This is a genomic window from Aeoliella sp. (genome assembly GCF_965227375.1).
GTDB lineage: Bacteria > Planctomycetota > Planctomycetia > Pirellulales > Lacipirellulaceae > Aeoliella.
In genome coordinates, this window is sequence record NZ_CBDDFX010000001.1 from 233,699 (window position 1) to 249,576 (window position 15,878).

At 60.1% G+C, this 15,878-nt stretch carries 13 protein-coding genes and 3 tRNA genes; 15 read left to right on the top strand and 1 reads right to left on the bottom strand.

Annotation, left to right across the window (positions count from 1 at the left end):
* The first annotated feature begins 59 nt into the window (after window positions 1-59).
* The 6 genes from ACQK2L_RS01100 (at window position 60) to nusG (ending at window position 3,222) form a co-directional block, all read left to right on the top strand.
* Window positions 60-130, top strand: a tRNA-Gly gene (locus ACQK2L_RS01100).
* A gap of 104 nt (window positions 131-234) precedes the next feature.
* Window positions 235-307, top strand: a tRNA-Thr gene (locus ACQK2L_RS01105).
* A 79-nt stretch (window positions 308-386) separates the two neighbouring features.
* Window positions 387-1,586, top strand: a complete 1,200-nt coding sequence (gene tuf, locus ACQK2L_RS01110; protein WP_425395087.1) for an elongation factor Tu — start codon at window positions 387-389, stop codon at window positions 1,584-1,586.
* A 71-nt stretch (window positions 1,587-1,657) separates the two neighbouring features.
* Window positions 1,658-1,733: transfer RNA gene (locus tag ACQK2L_RS01115), tRNA-Trp, on the top strand.
* Window positions 1,734-1,823: 90 nt separating this feature from the next.
* A complete protein-coding gene (gene secE / locus ACQK2L_RS01120; RefSeq protein WP_425395088.1) occupies window positions 1,824-2,261 on the top strand; it encodes a preprotein translocase subunit SecE in 438 nt (145 codons plus the stop codon).
* A gap of 64 nt (window positions 2,262-2,325) precedes the next feature.
* Window positions 2,326-3,222 carry a transcription termination/antitermination protein NusG gene (gene nusG / locus ACQK2L_RS01125; protein WP_425395089.1) on the top strand — a complete coding sequence of 299 codons (897 nt, stop codon included), beginning with the start codon at window positions 2,326-2,328 and terminating at the stop codon, window positions 3,220-3,222.
* Between the two features lie 14 nt (window positions 3,223-3,236).
* Here nusG and ACQK2L_RS01130 read toward each other — a convergent pair whose 3' ends face one another.
* Complete coding sequence (locus ACQK2L_RS01130) at window positions 3,237-3,377, bottom strand: hypothetical protein (protein ID WP_425395090.1); 141 nt, start codon at window positions 3,375-3,377, stop codon at window positions 3,237-3,239.
* 24 nt (window positions 3,378-3,401) lie between these two features.
* On the opposite strand from ACQK2L_RS01130, the gene rplK reads away from it, so the two are divergent.
* The 9 genes from rplK to ACQK2L_RS01175 all read left to right on the top strand — a co-directional run bounded on the left by rplK (window position 3,402) and on the right by ACQK2L_RS01175 (window position 15,837).
* Window positions 3,402-3,827, top strand: a complete 426-nt coding sequence (gene rplK / locus ACQK2L_RS01135; RefSeq protein WP_425395091.1) for a 50S ribosomal protein L11 — start codon at window positions 3,402-3,404, stop codon at window positions 3,825-3,827.
* Window positions 3,828-3,952: 125 nt separating this feature from the next.
* Window positions 3,953-4,630, top strand: coding sequence for a 50S ribosomal protein L1 (rplA, locus tag ACQK2L_RS01140; protein WP_425395092.1), 678 nt, complete (start codon window positions 3,953-3,955; stop codon window positions 4,628-4,630).
* Between the two features lie 58 nt (window positions 4,631-4,688).
* A complete protein-coding gene (gene rplJ, locus ACQK2L_RS01145) occupies window positions 4,689-5,213 on the top strand; it encodes a 50S ribosomal protein L10 (RefSeq protein WP_425395093.1) in 525 nt (174 codons plus the stop codon).
* 162 nt (window positions 5,214-5,375) lie between these two features.
* Window positions 5,376-5,789 carry a 50S ribosomal protein L7/L12 gene (gene rplL, locus ACQK2L_RS01150; RefSeq protein WP_425395094.1) on the top strand — a complete coding sequence of 138 codons (414 nt, stop codon included), beginning with the start codon at window positions 5,376-5,378 and terminating at the stop codon, window positions 5,787-5,789.
* 404 nt (window positions 5,790-6,193) lie between these two features.
* Window positions 6,194-9,916 carry a DNA-directed RNA polymerase subunit beta gene (gene rpoB, locus ACQK2L_RS01155; protein WP_425395095.1) on the top strand — a complete coding sequence of 1,241 codons (3,723 nt, stop codon included), beginning with the start codon at window positions 6,194-6,196 and terminating at the stop codon, window positions 9,914-9,916.
* A gap of 125 nt (window positions 9,917-10,041) precedes the next feature.
* A complete protein-coding gene (gene rpoC, locus ACQK2L_RS01160; protein WP_425395096.1) occupies window positions 10,042-14,418 on the top strand; it encodes a DNA-directed RNA polymerase subunit beta' in 4,377 nt (1,458 codons plus the stop codon).
* Window positions 14,419-14,559: 141 nt separating this feature from the next.
* Window positions 14,560-14,928 (top strand): 30S ribosomal protein S12, encoded by a 369-nt coding sequence (rpsL, locus tag ACQK2L_RS01165; protein WP_252852900.1) that lies wholly within the window; start codon window positions 14,560-14,562, stop codon window positions 14,926-14,928.
* A 113-nt stretch (window positions 14,929-15,041) separates the two neighbouring features.
* Complete coding sequence (gene rpsG, locus ACQK2L_RS01170; RefSeq protein ID WP_425395097.1) at window positions 15,042-15,512, top strand: 30S ribosomal protein S7; 471 nt, start codon at window positions 15,042-15,044, stop codon at window positions 15,510-15,512.
* Between the two features lie 118 nt (window positions 15,513-15,630).
* Window positions 15,631-15,837: a tautomerase family protein gene (locus ACQK2L_RS01175; RefSeq protein WP_425395098.1), complete on the top strand. Its 207-nt coding sequence runs from the start codon at window positions 15,631-15,633 to the stop codon at window positions 15,835-15,837.
* Window positions 15,838-15,878 lie beyond the last annotated feature (41 nt).

The following is a 15,878-nucleotide window of genomic DNA, read 5'->3' on the forward strand; positions in this document are numbered from 1 at the left end:
TCTGGAAAGCTTGGCTTAGCTGATTCCGCACTCCGAATTCCACCTTCCGAATTCGAATTGCGGGTGTAGCTCAATGGTAGAGCAATAGCCTTCCAAGCTAAAGACGAGGGTTCGATTCCCTTCACCCGCTTTTTTGTGGCAATCGGCAGTCAGACGTCAGCTAGCCTTCGCGGCGTAAACGTGGATAATTTCGTGTTGGGCTGGATGCTTATTGCTGACGGCTGAATGCTCATTGCTGCTGTAGCTCAGTTGGTAGAGCACGTCCTTGGTAAGGACGAGGTCACGCGTTCGAGTCGCGTCAGCAGCTTTAACCGTGGTGACTTTCCGGTTACCTTTTAATTTGTCAGCTTCTGTATTTCCCAGGTATTTGTGAGTTAGGGACAAAAATGGCCAAGGATACCTTTACCAGTACCAAGCCGCACGTGAACGTCGGCACCATCGGTCACATCGACCACGGCAAAACAACCACCACTGGCGCCATTGTCGCCGTGCAGGCAGCAAAGGGTCTGGCCAAGGCCAAGTCCTACGCCGACATCGCCAAGGGCGGTACCGTGCGTGACGAGACCAAGACGGTGACCATCGCCGCCGCCCACGTCGAGTACGAGACCGACAATCGGCACTACGCCCACATCGACTGCCCGGGCCACGCCGACTTTATCAAGAACATGATCACTGGTGCCGCCCAAATGGACGGAGCCATCCTGGTGGTGTCGGCTCCGGACGGCCCGATGCCGCAGACTCGCGAGCACATCCTGCTCGCCCGTCAGGTGGGTGTACCCAAGATCGTGGTCTATCTGAACAAGTGCGACCTGGTCGACGACGAAGAGCTGCTGGAGTTGGTGGAGATCGAAGTCCGCGAACTGCTGGACAAGTACGACTTCCCCGGCGACGAAGTGCCTGTGATCAAGGGCAACTCGAAGGCTGCTTACGAGAATCCTTCGGATCCCGAAGCTGCTGCTTGCATCGGCGAACTGATGGATGCGATCGATAGCTACATTCCGGAGCCAACTCGCGAAGTCGATAAGCCATTCCTGATGGCCATCGAAGACGTCTTCTCCATCGAAGGCCGTGGCACCGTGGCCACCGGTCGTGTGGAAAAGGGTGTGATCAAGGTTGGCGACGAAGTCGAGATCATCGGCTTGACCGAAGCCCCCACCAAGACCACCTGCACCGGTGTCGAGGCGTTCAACAAGACCATGGAGTCGGCCGAAGCTGGCCACAACGTCGGTTGCCTGTTGCGTGGTGTGAAGCGGGAAGAGATTCAGCGTGGTCAGGTGCTGGCCAAGCCGGGCTCCATCACCCCGCACACCAAGTTCGAGGGCGAGGTGTACGTGCTGAGCAAGGAGGAAGGTGGACGTCACACGCCGTTCTTTAGCGGTTACCGTCCTCAGTTCTACTTCCGCACCACCGACGTGACCGGCACCGCCAACCTGATGGGCGACGCCGAAATGTGCATGCCGGGCGACAACACCCGCTTGAGCGTTGAGCTTTCCAAGCCCATCGCCATGGACGACGGTGTCCGCTTCGCTATTCGCGAAGGTGGCAAGACCGTCGGTTCCGGCGTGGTGACGAAGATTGTGGAGTAAAAGACCAATGCCGAATGACCAATGACCAATTGGGGTCATTGGTCGTTCGTGCTTGAGGTTTAGCGATATATAGGGGCGTAGCTCAATTGGCAGAGCGCTGGTCTCCAAAACCAGAGGTTGTGAGTTCGATTCCCACCGCCCCTGCCATTTTATGTGCGAAGCCGAGGATGGAAGGGCGCCGCGCCCGATGTCGGACGCGGCCCGTACGGACATTTTTTTGAGTGGCGGGAGACGTCAGTGGGTGCGTTCCTTCAGGAGCTACTGAAGTTCGATCTTTACAAGCGAAGCCAGGGACGAATTGTCCGCCAGGTGACTTTTGCGGCTTGCGCAATCATCGTGGCGCTGGGTTGCTGGTCGCTGTCGTTTCAGATCGAAGACCAGAATATGGCTTATCTGGTGCCGCTGGTTTTGCTGGCGGCCGGCGTGTGGGCCTGTTTTCGACTGGTGCAGTTGCCGCAGTTTGCCGACTTTCTGATCTCGGTCGAAGCCGAGATGAACAAGGTTGCTTGGCCAAAGCGAACCGAGCTAATCAACGCCTCGATTGTCGTGATTCTCGTGATTTTCATCATGGCCGCCCTCTTGTTTGGCTTCGACCTGCTGTTGCAGTGGGCCAAGGGTGGGCTGGAGTGGTTGGTTACCGGCGGCGCGTCGGAAATCGAACCGCCTGCCAAGTAGCACCTGCGGCACAATCCCCGACCTGTTTCGCCCGAGAGGTCCCGTTAGAAACGGTGGAGTTAGAGTGAACGACGAAGGCCACAAGCTGGATACCGAACAGGAGGCCGCCTCGGACGAAGCCGAGGTGAATAGCCAGGGTTCGTTGGCCCCCAGCGAGCCTGTCGAAGCGGGAGCCGTCGAAACACCCGAGGCAGCCACCCAGGAGCCCGACGAGGTAGAAACTGCCGCTTCGGACGACACTGTGATGGATGCCCCCGCGCCAGCAGCCCCTGTTTCGGAGGTCGTATCGGAATCTCCCGCGCCGGAAGCTGTGGCTGCGGAAGAAGACGACGTTGCCGAGGATGACGAGGACGACGACGAGCCGGAGGAGGAAGTGGCCGTCGTGCCGAGCGGTCCTGTGGAGTTGGACCTGCCGGAGGAGGAGGACATCCAACTCGACTGGTACATCCTCAAGGTGCAGAGCAATCGCGAACGCTCGATTGCCGAGGCCCTGCGGCGGAAAATCGCCATCGAGGGCATCGATCACCTGTTTGGCCAGGTGCTGGTGCCCACCGAGAAGGTCACCGAATTCAAGGGCGGCAAGAAGAAGATCGTCGAGCGCAAGCTGTGGCCCGGCTATATCGCGGTCGAGATGCATGTGAACGACGACACCTGGTTCGCCATCCGCGAAACCTCGGGAATCGGCGATTTCACCGGCTCGGCGGGCAAGCCCACGCCGATGCAGCCCAGCGAAGTGGCCATGATCCTGCAGACTGACGTCGAGGAAACCGAAGAGGCCCCCAAGCTGGACATCAAGTTCAGCCCTGGCGACAAGGTCAAGGTGATGGAGGGCAACTTCGAGAACTTCGAAGGCGAGGTGAGCAGCATCGACGAGACCCACGGCCGGGTGACCGTGATGCTGAGCATTTTCGGCCGTCCCACGCCAGTGGAGCTGGAATACTGGCAAGTGGAGGGGCTATAACCGCCGCTGGCGGCTTAGCTCTCCGGACCGACCGGAACTTCCGTGCCATTTTCGCTGCCGCGGAAAAGAATTCTCCAAAAATCAGCCGCCCCCACTTCCGCCCACGGGGCTTTGCGGGTAGAAAACAGGGCTCGGCGATAGCCGATATTCATCATCTATAGCCCTCCCCTGGTGAGGTCATGGCAAAGCAAGTTGTTGGCACGGCAGCGTTTCAAATTCCGGGCGGTCAGGCGACACCCGCCCCTCCGGTCGGTACTGCGCTCGGTAAGCACGGCATCAACCTGGGTCAGTTCGTTCAGGCGTTCAACGACGCCACGAAGGAAGCTGGCGGCATGATGATTCCGGTGGTCGTCACCGTTTACAACGACCGCTCGTTCGATTTCATCACCAAGAGCCCACCCGCGGCCGTGCTGCTGAAAAAAGCGGCTGGTTTGGCCAAGGGTTCTGGTGTGCCGAACAAGCTCAAGGTGGGCAAGGTCACCAATGCCCAGCTCGAGGACATCGCCAACACGAAGATGGCCGACCTCAACGCCCGCGACCTAGAGCATGCCGTGCGAATGATCGCCGGCACCGCCCGCAGCATGGGCTTGGAAGTCGAAGGCTAGAGGATATAGCCGGATTCACGAGAATTCGGACGCGAGATTACGAGTCAGATTAACAAAAACGTGGGACGCCGGACGCAATCGCCGGCGGTTTGAACCACACTTCTTCCGCGAAAGGGGGAAGCACGATGCCCAAGCTATCCAAACGTCTGAAGTCGTCCGTGGCCAAGAAGCCCGCGACGCCGCTGCCGCTCTCCGAGGCAGTCGAGGCGCTCAAGTCGTACGACAAGACCAAGTTCGATCAGTCGGTCGAGATCTCCATGCGACTCGGCGTGGACCACACGCAGGCCGATCAGATCGTCCGTGGTTCGATTGTCCTGCCTCACGGTATTGGCAAAGAGCAGCGTGTTGTAGTGTTCGCCAAAGGCCCCCAGGCCGAAGCTGCCAAGGAGGCTGGCGCCGACGAGGTGGGCGAAGAGGAGCTCGCCAAGAAGATCCAAGGCGGTTGGACCGACTTCGATGTCTGCATCGCCGCTCCCGACATGATGAAGGTCGTTGGACCACTGGGTCGTGTGCTTGGCCCTCGCGGCCTGATGCCTTCGCCTCGGGCGGGCACGGTCACGCCGGAAGTTGCCAAGACGGTCGAGGAGTACAAAGCCGGTAAGGTGGAGTTCCGCAACGACAAGGGCGGCAACATCCACGCGATCGTCGGCAAGCTGAGCTTCGACGAAGCTAAGCTCACCGAAAATGTCCAGGCGTTTATCGACCGCATCCTCAGCATGAAGCCCAACGCGGTGAAAGGCGTGTACGTCAAGAGCGTGCACCTGAGTGCGACGATGAGCCCCAGCGTCGGCATCACCGTTTGATTTCCAGCATCAACTCCGGGGCCGTCCGCGGCCCGGCTCACCTAGGCGAGTTTTAGTCATGAGCAAGCTAGTCAAAGAATGCATGACCAACGACCTGAAGAGTCGTTGGGATGGCGTGAGCGATGCACTGCTGGTCGATGTGGCCGCGCTCGAGGCGAACGATACAGTCGCACTTCGCAAGCAGCTTCGCGAAAAGAGCATCCACCTGTTGGTGGTTAAGAACAGCCTGGCCCGCCGGGCCACCGAAGGCACTTCGCTCGGCCCCGCGTTCGAGGGTCTGGGCGGCACCACGGCCGTGGTGTGGGGCTCCGAGGACATCGTGTCGCTCGCCAAGGAGGTCACCAAGTTGGCCGACGGCGACGATTTCGACAAGTTCGAGACCAAGGGCGGCGTGATGGACGGCGCCAAGCTGTCGCCCGAAGAGGTGAAGCAGGTCAGCAAATGGCCAAGCCGCACCGAACAACTCAGCATGCTGATGGGTCAGATACTATCGCCCGCCGCTACACTGTCTGGTCAGTTGTTGGCCGGCGGTGCAAACCTGGCCAGCCAGGTCAAGCAGATCAGCGAAAAGGAAGAAGAGTAACAACAAACCAAACGGAATGAATTCCGTTCGACGAATCAGCAACGGTTTCGGCGCAGCCCTGGTAGCGATTGCCAAGCCCAGCGATATCACCAACCAAGCACTCCAGTCCACTTTTAAGGCCTTACCCAGCGAGGCCAGTCCAGCGAGAAAGGGAACCCTACCATGAGCGACGAAGCAGCCGTTGCCGAATACTCCGACACCACCAAGGACCTCGGCGAGAAGATTATTGGCCTCACCCTGAAAGAGGCCAAGGAACTGAGCGATTACCTGAAGGACGTCCACGGCATCGAGCCCGCCTCCGGCGGTGGTGCTGTGATGATGACGGGTCCCTCTACTGACGGGCCAGACGATTCCGCTGCCGCGCAGACTGAGTTCGACGTAGTGCTCGAAGGCTTTGGCGACAAGAAGATTGGCGTCATCAAGGTCGTCCGCAGTGCGACGGGCTTGGGCCTGAAGGAAGCCAAGGAAATGGTCGAAGGCTGCCCCAGCAAGGTCAAGGAAGGCGTCTCGAAGGAAGATGCCGACAAACTGAAGGCCGAACTGGAAGAAGCAGGCGCTACCGTCTCGATCAAGTAGCACTGGACTGCTCGCCCCCTCCGTGTGGGTGGGGCGAGCGGCTGTGTGCCCTGGATCGATATCGGTCGGGTGGCGCTCTGGCCATGCCCAGCTAGCATCGCTAGCGGCGGCTTGGCCTGCGAAAAGCTCCTAATTGAGCAATTTTTGTGCCACCCGAGTGCCCAAGTGGGCTGCAGTTTGGTATAACCTACCGCTTGCAGCTCGCGTTTGCCTGCTCTCCCTCTCGGCTGATTGAATGAGCTTTCCGTCCTTGCCCTTCCCAATCGCCTCGCCGGTGAAGTGTGCTGGCAACCGCTGCGCGCCCATTGCGCAGCCTCTTGCTGCCCTGCAGACGAAAGCTCGCGCTGCATCCCTCACTCGACTTCTAACGGACCTCGCTGTCCAACCAACGGAGTAGACCCGCCATGGCTGTGCCTGCGCAACGACGTCTCGACACCCCCGAAATCCGTCGCTTCGGCGGAGGTCGCGATCCGCTGGAGATCCCGGACCTCACCGAAATCCAAACCGCCAGCTACGCCCGCTTCCTGCAATACGGTGGCAGTGGCTCGCCGTCGCAGAAGCGCAAGGACGAAGGCCTGGAGTCGGTACTGCAAGAGATCTTCCCGATCGAAAGCTACGACAAGTCCATCAGCCTGGACTACCTGCATTACGAGCTGGGTAAGCCGCGCTACGATCCCGACGAGTGCCGCCAATTGCGCCTCACATACGGCCGGCCGTTCCGCATCTGGCTGCGCCTGAACAAGGGCGACGAGCCGGTGGAGGAAGAGGTTTACCTGGGCGACCTGCCGATCATGCTGGGCGGCGGCGAGTTCATCATCAACGGTGCCGAGCGCGTGGTGGTGAGCCAGTTGCACCGTAGCCCTGGTATCGACTTCGTCAGCGAAATCGAAGCTGGTGAGCGGAAGGTCTACAGCTGCCGCGTGATTCCCGAGCGTGGTAGTTGGATCGAGGTTAACACCACCAAGAAGGACAGCATCACCGTCCGCATCGATCAGAGCGGCAAGTTCTCGGTGATGACGCTCCTGCGGGCGATGGATCCCAAGTTCTCGCTCGACTCCGACATCCTCAAGGCGTTCTCCGACACTGCCAAGCAAAAGATCGTCGATGGCCGCAGCGCTTCGAAGATCGAAGGCAAGGTGGCGGTCGAAGATATCGTTTACCCAGTCGGCAGCGACCGCGCCGGCGAGATCATCGTCGAGTGTGGCAACAAGATCACCAAGAACACCGCGGAGCTGATCTGCACTTCGGGCGTGAAGAGCGTCGAAGTGATGGACCCGCCGGCCACGCCGCACCTGTTGAACGCGCTGGCCGACGACGTGACCAGCAGTCACGAAGAGGCGCTGCTGCGTATTTACCAGCGTCTGCGTCCCGGCAACCCGCCGCAGCTGGAAAAAGCGAAGACGCTCTTCCACGAGAAGTTCTACGACACCAACCGCTACCGCTTGGGTCGGGTCGGCCGGTTCCGCATCAATCGCAAGTTGGACATCAATGTTCCTGAAAGCGAAATGATCCTGCGGCCCGAGGACGTGATCAACAGCGTCTCTTACATCCTCGGCCTGGCCGCTGGCGATTCCGAGTACCAGGTGGACGACATCGACCACTTGGGCAATCGCCGGTTGCGTACGATCGACGAGCTGGCCTGCGACGAGTTGCGCAAAGGCTTCCTGAAGCTCCGTCGCACGGTGCAGGAGCGGATGAGCCTGAAGGATCAGGAGGACATGACTCCGCGGAGCTTGATCAATCCCAAGAGCATCTCGGCGGCCATCGAGTACTTCTTCGGTCGTGGCGAGCTGTCGCAGGTGGTCGACCAGACCAACCCGCTGTCGATGCTCACGCACGAACGCCGGTTGTCGGCCCTTGGCCCTGGCGGTTTGAACCGCAAGCGTGCCGGCTTTGAAGTGCGTGACGTGCACATTTCGCACTACGGCCGTATCTGCCCGATCGAAACGCCGGAAGGTACGAACATCGGCCTGATCTCCAGCCTGGCGATGTACGCCTCGGTGGACGAGTACGGTTTCCTGATCACACCGTATCGCGTGATCAAGAACACCAAGCTCACCGACGACGTCGTGTGGCTGCGAGCCGACGAAGAGCACCGCGCGTACGTGGCGTCGGCCGACTCGCCGGTGAAGGACGACAAGCTCGACGGCGATACGATCGTCGCTCGTTACCGGTCGGACTTCGTGTTGGTGCCGACCGAGAAGGTCGAGTACATGGACGTCGCGCCGAGTCAGATGATCGGTGTTTCGGCCGGTTTGATTCCGTTCCTCGAGCACGACGACGCTAACCGCGCGTTGATGGGCTCCAACATGCAGCGGCAAGCGGTGCCGCTGTTGGTGGCCGAGCCGCCCGTGGTGGGCACCGGTCTGGAACGCGACGTGGCACGCCACTCCGGCATGCTGGTCCGCGCCGGCCACAAGGGCACGGTCACTTATGTGGACGCCGAGCGAATCGAGATCGGCCCCGAAGTCCACAAGCTTCGCAAGTTTGTCGGCCTGAACGAACGGACCTGCCAGAACCAGAAGCCGATCGTCAAACCAGGCGACAAGGTGGAGAAGGGCGACGTGATCGCCGACGGCGCCGCTACGTTCCAGGGCGAGCTGGCCTTGGGTCGCAACGTGTTGGTCGCCTTCATGTCGTTCGAAGGCTACAACTTCGAGGACGCGATCATCATCAGCGAAGAGCTGGTGCAGCGGGACACGTACACCTCGATTCACATCGAGGAGTTCGACGTCGAGATCCGCGAAACCAAGCTCGGCCGCGAGGAGTTCACGCGCGACATTCCCAATGTCAGCGAGAAGATGCTGCGTAACCTCGACGAAAGCGGCATCGTCCAAATCGGCACCTACGTGCAGCCGGGCGACATCCTGGTTGGTAAGGTCTCGCCGAAGAGCAAGACCGAGCTGACGCCGGAAGAGAAGCTGCTGCACGCCATTTTCGGCCGTGCCGGCGAAGACGTGAAGAACGATTCGCTCGAAGTACCCTCGGGCGTGGAAGGCATCGTGATCGACACGCAGAAGTTCTCTCGCCGCATGAGCCTGTCGGAAGACGAGCGGAAGGAGTTCGAAGCTTCGCTCAAGGCTGCCGAACAGGAAGGCAACGAAGCTGTGGCCACCGCGTTCAAAGCGATGGTCGAAGAGCTGGAAGGCATCATCGGTCGCAAGTTGACCGACGACGATGGCAACTCGCTGGTTCACGACCAGGATCCCAAGTTCGTGTCGGAGCAGGCGCATGCCTTCCGTGTCGACGCCATCGACATTCGCAGCCCTGAAAAGAAGAAGAACGTCGAGAAGGCCTACAAGCAATTGTGGCCGAGCGTCGAGGAAGCCATCGACGAGCGCGACCGCAAGCTCAACAGCATGAAGCGCGGCGACGAGCTACGCAGCGGTGTGTTGCAGATGGTGAAGGTCTACATCGCCACCAAGCGAGTCATCTCGGTGGGCGACAAGATGGCCGGCCGCCACGGTAACAAGGGTGTGATCTCGAAGATCATGCCGATCGCCGATATGCCGTTCCTGGAAGACGGCACGCCGGTGCAGATCATGCTCAACCCGCTGGGCGTGCCGAGCCGTATGAATGTAGGTCAGATCCTCGAGACGCACCTCGGTTGGGCCGGCGCAAAGCTCGGTTTCCGAGCGGTAACACCGGTGTTCAACGGCGCCAACGAGGACGAGATCAACGATTGCCTGGACGCAGCCGGCCTGCCACGCAACGGCAAGGCTCGACTCTTGGACGGGCGCACCGGCGAACCGTTCGAGCAGGCTACCACGGTGGGCTACATCTACATGTTGAAGCTCCACCACCTGGTCGACGACAAGGTCCACGCTCGCAGCACCGGCCCGTATTCGCTGATCACCCAGCAACCGCTGGGCGGCAAGGCCCGCTTCGGCGGCCAGCGGTTCGGCGAAATGGAAGTGTGGGCGCTGGAAGCCTACGGCGCAGCCTACATCCTGCAGGAACTGCTGACCGTGAAGTCGGACGACGTCGAAGGCCGGACCAAGATTTACGAGTCGATGGTCAAAGGCGAGAACACCCTGGAAGCCGGCACGCCTGCCAGCTTCGACGTGCTCACGAACGAAATCCGCGGCCTCGGCCTCAACATGCAGCTTGAGAAACGACAGATTTGAGCAACGCAAGGAAGTGCTCGCGCGAAGTGGCAACGTCGCCAGGGATTGCGTGAGCTAGAAGCGTCGATTTCTTCTTTGCGACTTTCACGCCTTGAGTGTGAATCAAATAAACCAGGAGCTTTACTATGAGCCTGCTCGAAACTTCCAACTTCGATCGCATCAACGATTACGCTTCGGTCAAGATCAGCCTTGCGCGGCCGCACGACATTCGAAGCTGGTCGTTTGGCGAAGTGAAGAAGCCGGAGACCATTAACTACCGGACGTATCGTCCGGAAAAGGATGGTCTGTTCTGCGAGCGGATTTTCGGCCCTGAGAAGGACTGGGAATGTGCCTGCGGCAAGTACCGCGGCATGAAGTACAAGGGCATGATCTGCGACCGCTGTGGTGTGAAGGTCACCCACAGCCGCGTGCGCCGCAAGCGGATGGGCCACATCGAGCTGGCCGCGCCGATCGTGCACATCTGGTTCTTCAAGGCCATGCCCAGCCGCTTAGGTTCGCTCTTGGCGATGAAGACCACCAGCCTGGAGAAGGTGATTTACTTCCAGGACTACGTGGTCACCGAGACCGGCGACACCGCGCTGAAACCTCAACAGCTGTTGACCGAGGAAGAGTACCGCGCCGCCCGCGAAGAGTATGGCGAGGGTGCTTTCGAGGCCGACATGGGCGCCGAGGCGATTCGCAAGTTGCTGGGTGGACTGGACCTGGTGAAGCTTTCCGAAGAGCTGCGGGTGGAGCTGAAGGAGACCGGCTCGAAACAGAAGGCCAAGGACCTGATCAACCGACTGAAGACCGTCGAAGCGATCCGCGACTCGGACAACAAGCCCGAGTGGATGGTGCTCGACGTGATCCCAGTGATCCCGCCCGACCTGCGTCCGCTGGTGCTGCTGGATAGCGGCAACTTCGCGACGAGCGACTTGAACGACCTGTACCGTCGTATCATCAACCGCAACAACCGCTTGAAGAAGCTGGTCGACCTGAACGCCCCCGAAGTGATCATTCGCAACGAGAAGCGAATGCTGCAGCAGTCGGTCGACGCGTTGTTCGACAACAACCGCTGTAAGCGTCCCGTGCTCGGCAGCTCGAACCGCCCGCTGAAGTCGCTGACCGACATGATCAAAGGTAAGCAGGGCCGCTTCCGCGAGAACCTGCTGGGCAAGCGTGTCGATTACTCGGCACGTAGTGTGATCGTGGTCGGCCCGACGCTGAAGCTGCACCAATGTGGTCTGCCCAAGAAGATCGCCTTGGAGTTGTACCAGCCGTTCATCATTCGCCGGCTCAAGGAACTGGGCCACGCCGACACGATCAAGTCGGCCAAGAAGATGCTGGAGCGGAAGGACGAAGAGGTCTGGGATATCCTCGAAGAGGTGATCACCAACCACCCCGTGCTGCTGAACCGGGCGCCGACGCTGCACCGTATGGGCATCCAGGCGTTCGAGCCGATTCTGGTGGAAGGCAACGCGATCAACTTGCACCCGCTGGTGTGTAAGGGCTTCAACGCCGACTTCGACGGCGACCAGATGGCGGTGCACTTGCCGCTGTCGATCGAGGCCCAGGTGGAAGCTCACACGCTGATGATGAGCACGCACAACATCTTCAGCCCGGCCAACGGCGCTCCGATTATCAGCCCGTCGCAGGACGTGGTGATGGGTTGCTACTACATCACGATGAACGTGCCGGAGTCGCGCGGCGACGGCATGGCTTTCAGCTCGCTGGAAGAAGTCGAGATGGCTTACGCTGCCGGCAAAGTCGGCACGCATGCCAAGATCAAAGTCCGCCTGCCGGAGGATCGCTGCCTTCGCGAAGAGATGCACGTCGATGGCGCCAAGGGCAAGGTGATCGAGACGACCGTCGGTCGCGTGATGTTCAACATGATCCTGCCCGAGGGCATGCCGTACTACGACGTGGCGTTGCGTTCGGGTCAGCTTTCGCGGGTGATTAGCGACTGCTACGACTTCCTCGGTCGTCGCCGGACGATCGACCTGTTGGACGACATGAACCGCATCGGTTTCCGTCAGTCGACCCTCAGTGGTTTGTCCTTCGCCACCGACGACCTGGTGACGCCGGACACCAAGGAGAAGATCCTGGCCGCTGCCGAAAAGGAAGTGCTGAAGCGAAACAAGCTGTACCAACGCGGTATCATCACCGAGGGCGAACGCTACAACGGCGTGCTCGACGCTTGGACCCACGCTCGTGAAGAGATTACCCAGGCGATGATGAGCGCACTGGAGAACGACTTCCGCGACGGCGGGTACGTCAATCCGGTATACCTGATGGCGCACTCCGGTGCTCGTGGTGGTGTCGAACAGATGCGTCAGCTCGGTGGTATGCGTGGTCTGATGGCCAAGCCGAGTGGTAAGATTATCGAGACACCCATTAAGGCCAACTTCCGTGAAGGCCTGACGGTGCTCGAGTACTTCAGTTCGACCCACGGTGCTCGTAAGGGTCTGGCCGATACGGCTCTGAAGACGGCCGACAGTGGTTACCTGACACGTAAGCTGGCCGACGTGGCCCAAAACGTGGTGGTCACCATGCACGACTGCCAAACCACCCAGGGCATCACCAAGGGTATCATCTACCGCGGCGAGAAAGTGGAAGTCGGCCTGGCCGACTCAATCCGTGGTCGCGTGGGCCGCTCGAACATCGTCAACCCGATCACCGACGAAGTGATCGTTGGCGAGAACGAGCTGATTACCGGCGAGATCTCGCACAAGATCGAAGAGTTGGGCCTCGAGAAGATTCAGGTTCGCAGCCCGATGACCTGCGACGCGCCGCTGGGAATCTGCCGGCTGTGCTACGGCATGGACCTCTCGACCGGTTCGCTGGTCGAGGAAGGCATGGCCGTGGGCATCATCGCCGCCCAGAGTATCGGCGAGCCCGGTACGCAGCTCACGATGCGTACGTTCCACATCGGCGGCGTGGCCAGTGGCGACGTCGAGAAGAGCGACATCAAGGCCACCAAGGAGGGTATCGTCAAGTACGCCCGACTGAAGGCCGTGGTGAACTCCGAAGGCGAACGAATCGTGCTGGCCCGTAACGGCGAACTTTCGCTGGTCGATGAGAAGGGCCGCGAAATCGAGAAGTACGATGTTCCCACCGGTGCCAGCGTGATGTTCGAGGAGAACAAACCGGTCAAGAAGGGCGACGTGCTCTGCGAATGGGACCCGCACTCCATTCCGATCCTCGCCGAAACCGGCGGTCGCGTTCGCTTCGAGGACCTGATCGAAGGCGAGACAATTCGCGCCGAGAAGGAAGCCTCAGGCCACACCCGCTTCCTGGTGATGGAGCACAAGGGCGACTTGCATCCACAAATCGTGGTGGAAGATCCCGCTGACGGCAAAATTCTCGACTTCTACTACATGCCCGAGAAGGCGTACCTGGAAGTCAAGGAAGGCGAAACGGTCGCGCCGGGCTCGGTGCTCGCCAAGACGCCTCGCGAAGCGGGCGGTACGCAGGACATCACCGGTGGTCTGCCGCGGGTGACGGAGATCTTCGAGGCTCGCAAGCCGAAGGATCCTTCGGTCATCGCCGAGATCGACGGTGTCGTCGAGATCATGCAGGAGAAGAAGCGCGGCAAGCGCTCCATCATCGTCCGCAGCGAAGGCGGCATCGAGCGAGAGCACTTGGTCACGCAAAACAAGCATCCGCGCGTGCACACCGGCGACGTGGTAAAGGCTGGCGACTCGCTGGTCGATGGACCGCTGGTGCCGCACGACATCCTGCGTGTCTCTGGCGAGGAAGCGGTGCAGCAGTACCTGACTCGCGAGATCCAGAACGTGTACCGCAGCCAGCGTGTGGATATCAACGACAAGCACATCGAGATCATCGTCTCGCAGATGCTGCGGAAGGTGAAGATCGAGTCGCCCGGCGACACCGACCTGTTGCCCGGCAGCGTGGTCGACAAGTACGACTTCCGCATGGCCAACGAGAAGGTCGCGCAGTGCTTGCGGATTAGCGACAAGGGCGATAGCGACTTCGAAATCGACGCCATTGTTCCCAAGGACGTGCTGGAGCAAGCCAACGCTCAGATCGAAGCGCTCGGCGGTACGCTGGCCAAGGGCAGCAAGCCGAAGAAGGCCACCGCGGCCACCCAGTTGCTGGGTATCACCAAGGCGTCGGTGCAAAGCCAGAGCTTCATCTCGGCGGCCAGCTTCCAGGAGACCACCAAGGTGCTCACCGAAGCGGCCCTGGCCGGACGGACCGACCATCTGGTTGGCCTGAAGGAGAACGTGATCCTGGGCCACCTGATTCCGGCCGGTACTGGTTTCCGCACGATTCAGGAGTCGGAAGTTCGTATCCGTCCCGAGGCCCTGGAAGCCCTGGCGGCCGAGAAGGCCTCGCTGCTGGAGCGAAGCTTCCCACTGCTCGAGTCCGGCGCACCCGAAGGGGTGAATGGCGACATTCCTCCCACTGTGGGCACGATTCCCAGCAGTCTCGACGCCCTGTTGGGCAACGATGCCGACTCGGGAAGCAGCGACGATTCCGGCAGCGAACCCCAGGAATAACGATATTTCGGCCCCACACGGCCGGCGGATTGCCGGCCGGCGGGCCGTGCCCGTTGACGGCCACCGAAAACCCCTTATATTGAGTGATTCTCCCTCGTCCGGGAGAGCAAACCGTAACCATTCCATCAGCGTGCTCTGAGAATGCCCACCATCAACCAACTTGTCCGTAAGAACCGCAAAGCCAAGCGGAAATTCTCCAAGTCGCCCGTTTTGGAGAAGTGCCCGTTCAAGCGAGGCGTCTGCCTGCAGGTTCGCACCATGACGCCCAAGAAGCCGAACTCCGCGCTGCGGAAGATTACGCGTGTGCGTCTGTCCAACGGCAAGGAAGTCACGGTCTACATTCCGGGCGAAGGCCACACGCTGCAGGAACACAGCATCGTGCTGGTCCGCGGCGGCCGAGTTCGCGACCTCCCTGGTGTGCGTTACCAGGTGGTCCGCGGGGCGCTCGACACCTTGGGCGTGAGCGGCCGCAAGCAAAGCCGCAGCCGTTACGGTGCGAAGAAGGGCTAGAGTGGAATTTCCAATGACGAATGACCAATGACCAAGGTTGTTCGGTAGTTGGGTTTGATAATCGAAAACATACAAATTGGTCATTGTTAATCGGACATTGGGAATTCCCCGCCATGGGTCGTATCACCGCCAGCCGTAAACAACTGAAGCCCGATCCTCAGCATGGATCGCTGTTGGCTGCGAAGTTCATCAACTACCTGATGCTCGACGGCAAGAAGAGCACCGCACAGCGTGTGTTCTACGATGCCTTGGACGTGATCAAGGAGCGAGTGCCGGACGAGGAGCCGATCGAGGTCTTCACCCAGGCGGTGGAGAACGTCAAACCGGCTATCGAGGTCCGCAGCAAGCGTGTTGGTGGTGCGGCTTACCAAGTGCCGATGCAGGTGAACCGTACCCGTCAGCAGTCGCTCGCCATTCGCTGGATTCTGATGGCGGTTCGCGAGAAGAAGGGCCGCCCGACGCACCTGAAGCTGGCCGACGAGCTGGTGCAGGCGTTCAACCGCGAGGGCACCGCCATGACCCGCCGCGAAAACGTCCACCGCATGGCCGACGCCAACCGGGCGTTCGCTCACTTCGCCTGGTAAACCGGTCGCCGGGTTAGGTTCCGAAAGGACATTTGGGTCAGGGGTCAGAGATCAGGGTTCTTGTGGTAGAATCTTGATCTCTGGCCCCTGGCTTTTTTCATGCGCATTGAGGTTTGCTGTGCCCTACGTCAACTTGCGAGTTACAAAAGACGGGCTTACGCGTGAGAAGAAGTCGGAACTTGTACGTCGCATTACCGAGTTGCTCGGCGAAGTGCTCGACAAGAAGCCAGAGCATACCCATATCGTTATCGATGAGATAGAAGAGGAGAACTGGGGATTCGCGGGCATGCTGACGGACGACTTCCGTAAGCTACCAGCCGAATGAATCGACATCGGCTGAGCAAACCCGGCCGTTCAACGAATAGA

What these genes read in the sequence shown, in the direction of transcription:
- tuf (WP_425395087.1), top strand. Translation starts at nt 387, where the DNA reads ATGGCCAAGGATACCTTTACCAGTACCAAGCCGCACGTGAACGTCGGC.
- ACQK2L_RS01130 (WP_425395090.1), bottom strand. Translation starts at nt 3,377, where the DNA reads ATGATGAATATCGGCTATCGCCGAGCCCTGTTTTCTACCCGCAAAGCC.
- rplK (WP_425395091.1), top strand. Translation starts at nt 3,402, where the DNA reads ATGGCAAAGCAAGTTGTTGGCACGGCAGCGTTTCAAATTCCGGGCGGT.
- rplA (WP_425395092.1), top strand. Translation starts at nt 3,953, where the DNA reads ATGCCCAAGCTATCCAAACGTCTGAAGTCGTCCGTGGCCAAGAAGCCC.
- rplJ (WP_425395093.1), top strand. Translation starts at nt 4,689, where the DNA reads ATGAGCAAGCTAGTCAAAGAATGCATGACCAACGACCTGAAGAGTCGT.
- rplL (WP_425395094.1), top strand. Translation starts at nt 5,376, where the DNA reads ATGAGCGACGAAGCAGCCGTTGCCGAATACTCCGACACCACCAAGGAC.
- rpoB (WP_425395095.1), top strand. Translation starts at nt 6,194, where the DNA reads ATGGCTGTGCCTGCGCAACGACGTCTCGACACCCCCGAAATCCGTCGC.
- rpoC (WP_425395096.1), top strand. Translation starts at nt 10,042, where the DNA reads ATGAGCCTGCTCGAAACTTCCAACTTCGATCGCATCAACGATTACGCT.
- rpsL (WP_252852900.1), top strand. Translation starts at nt 14,560, where the DNA reads ATGCCCACCATCAACCAACTTGTCCGTAAGAACCGCAAAGCCAAGCGG.
- rpsG (WP_425395097.1), top strand. Translation starts at nt 15,042, where the DNA reads ATGGGTCGTATCACCGCCAGCCGTAAACAACTGAAGCCCGATCCTCAG.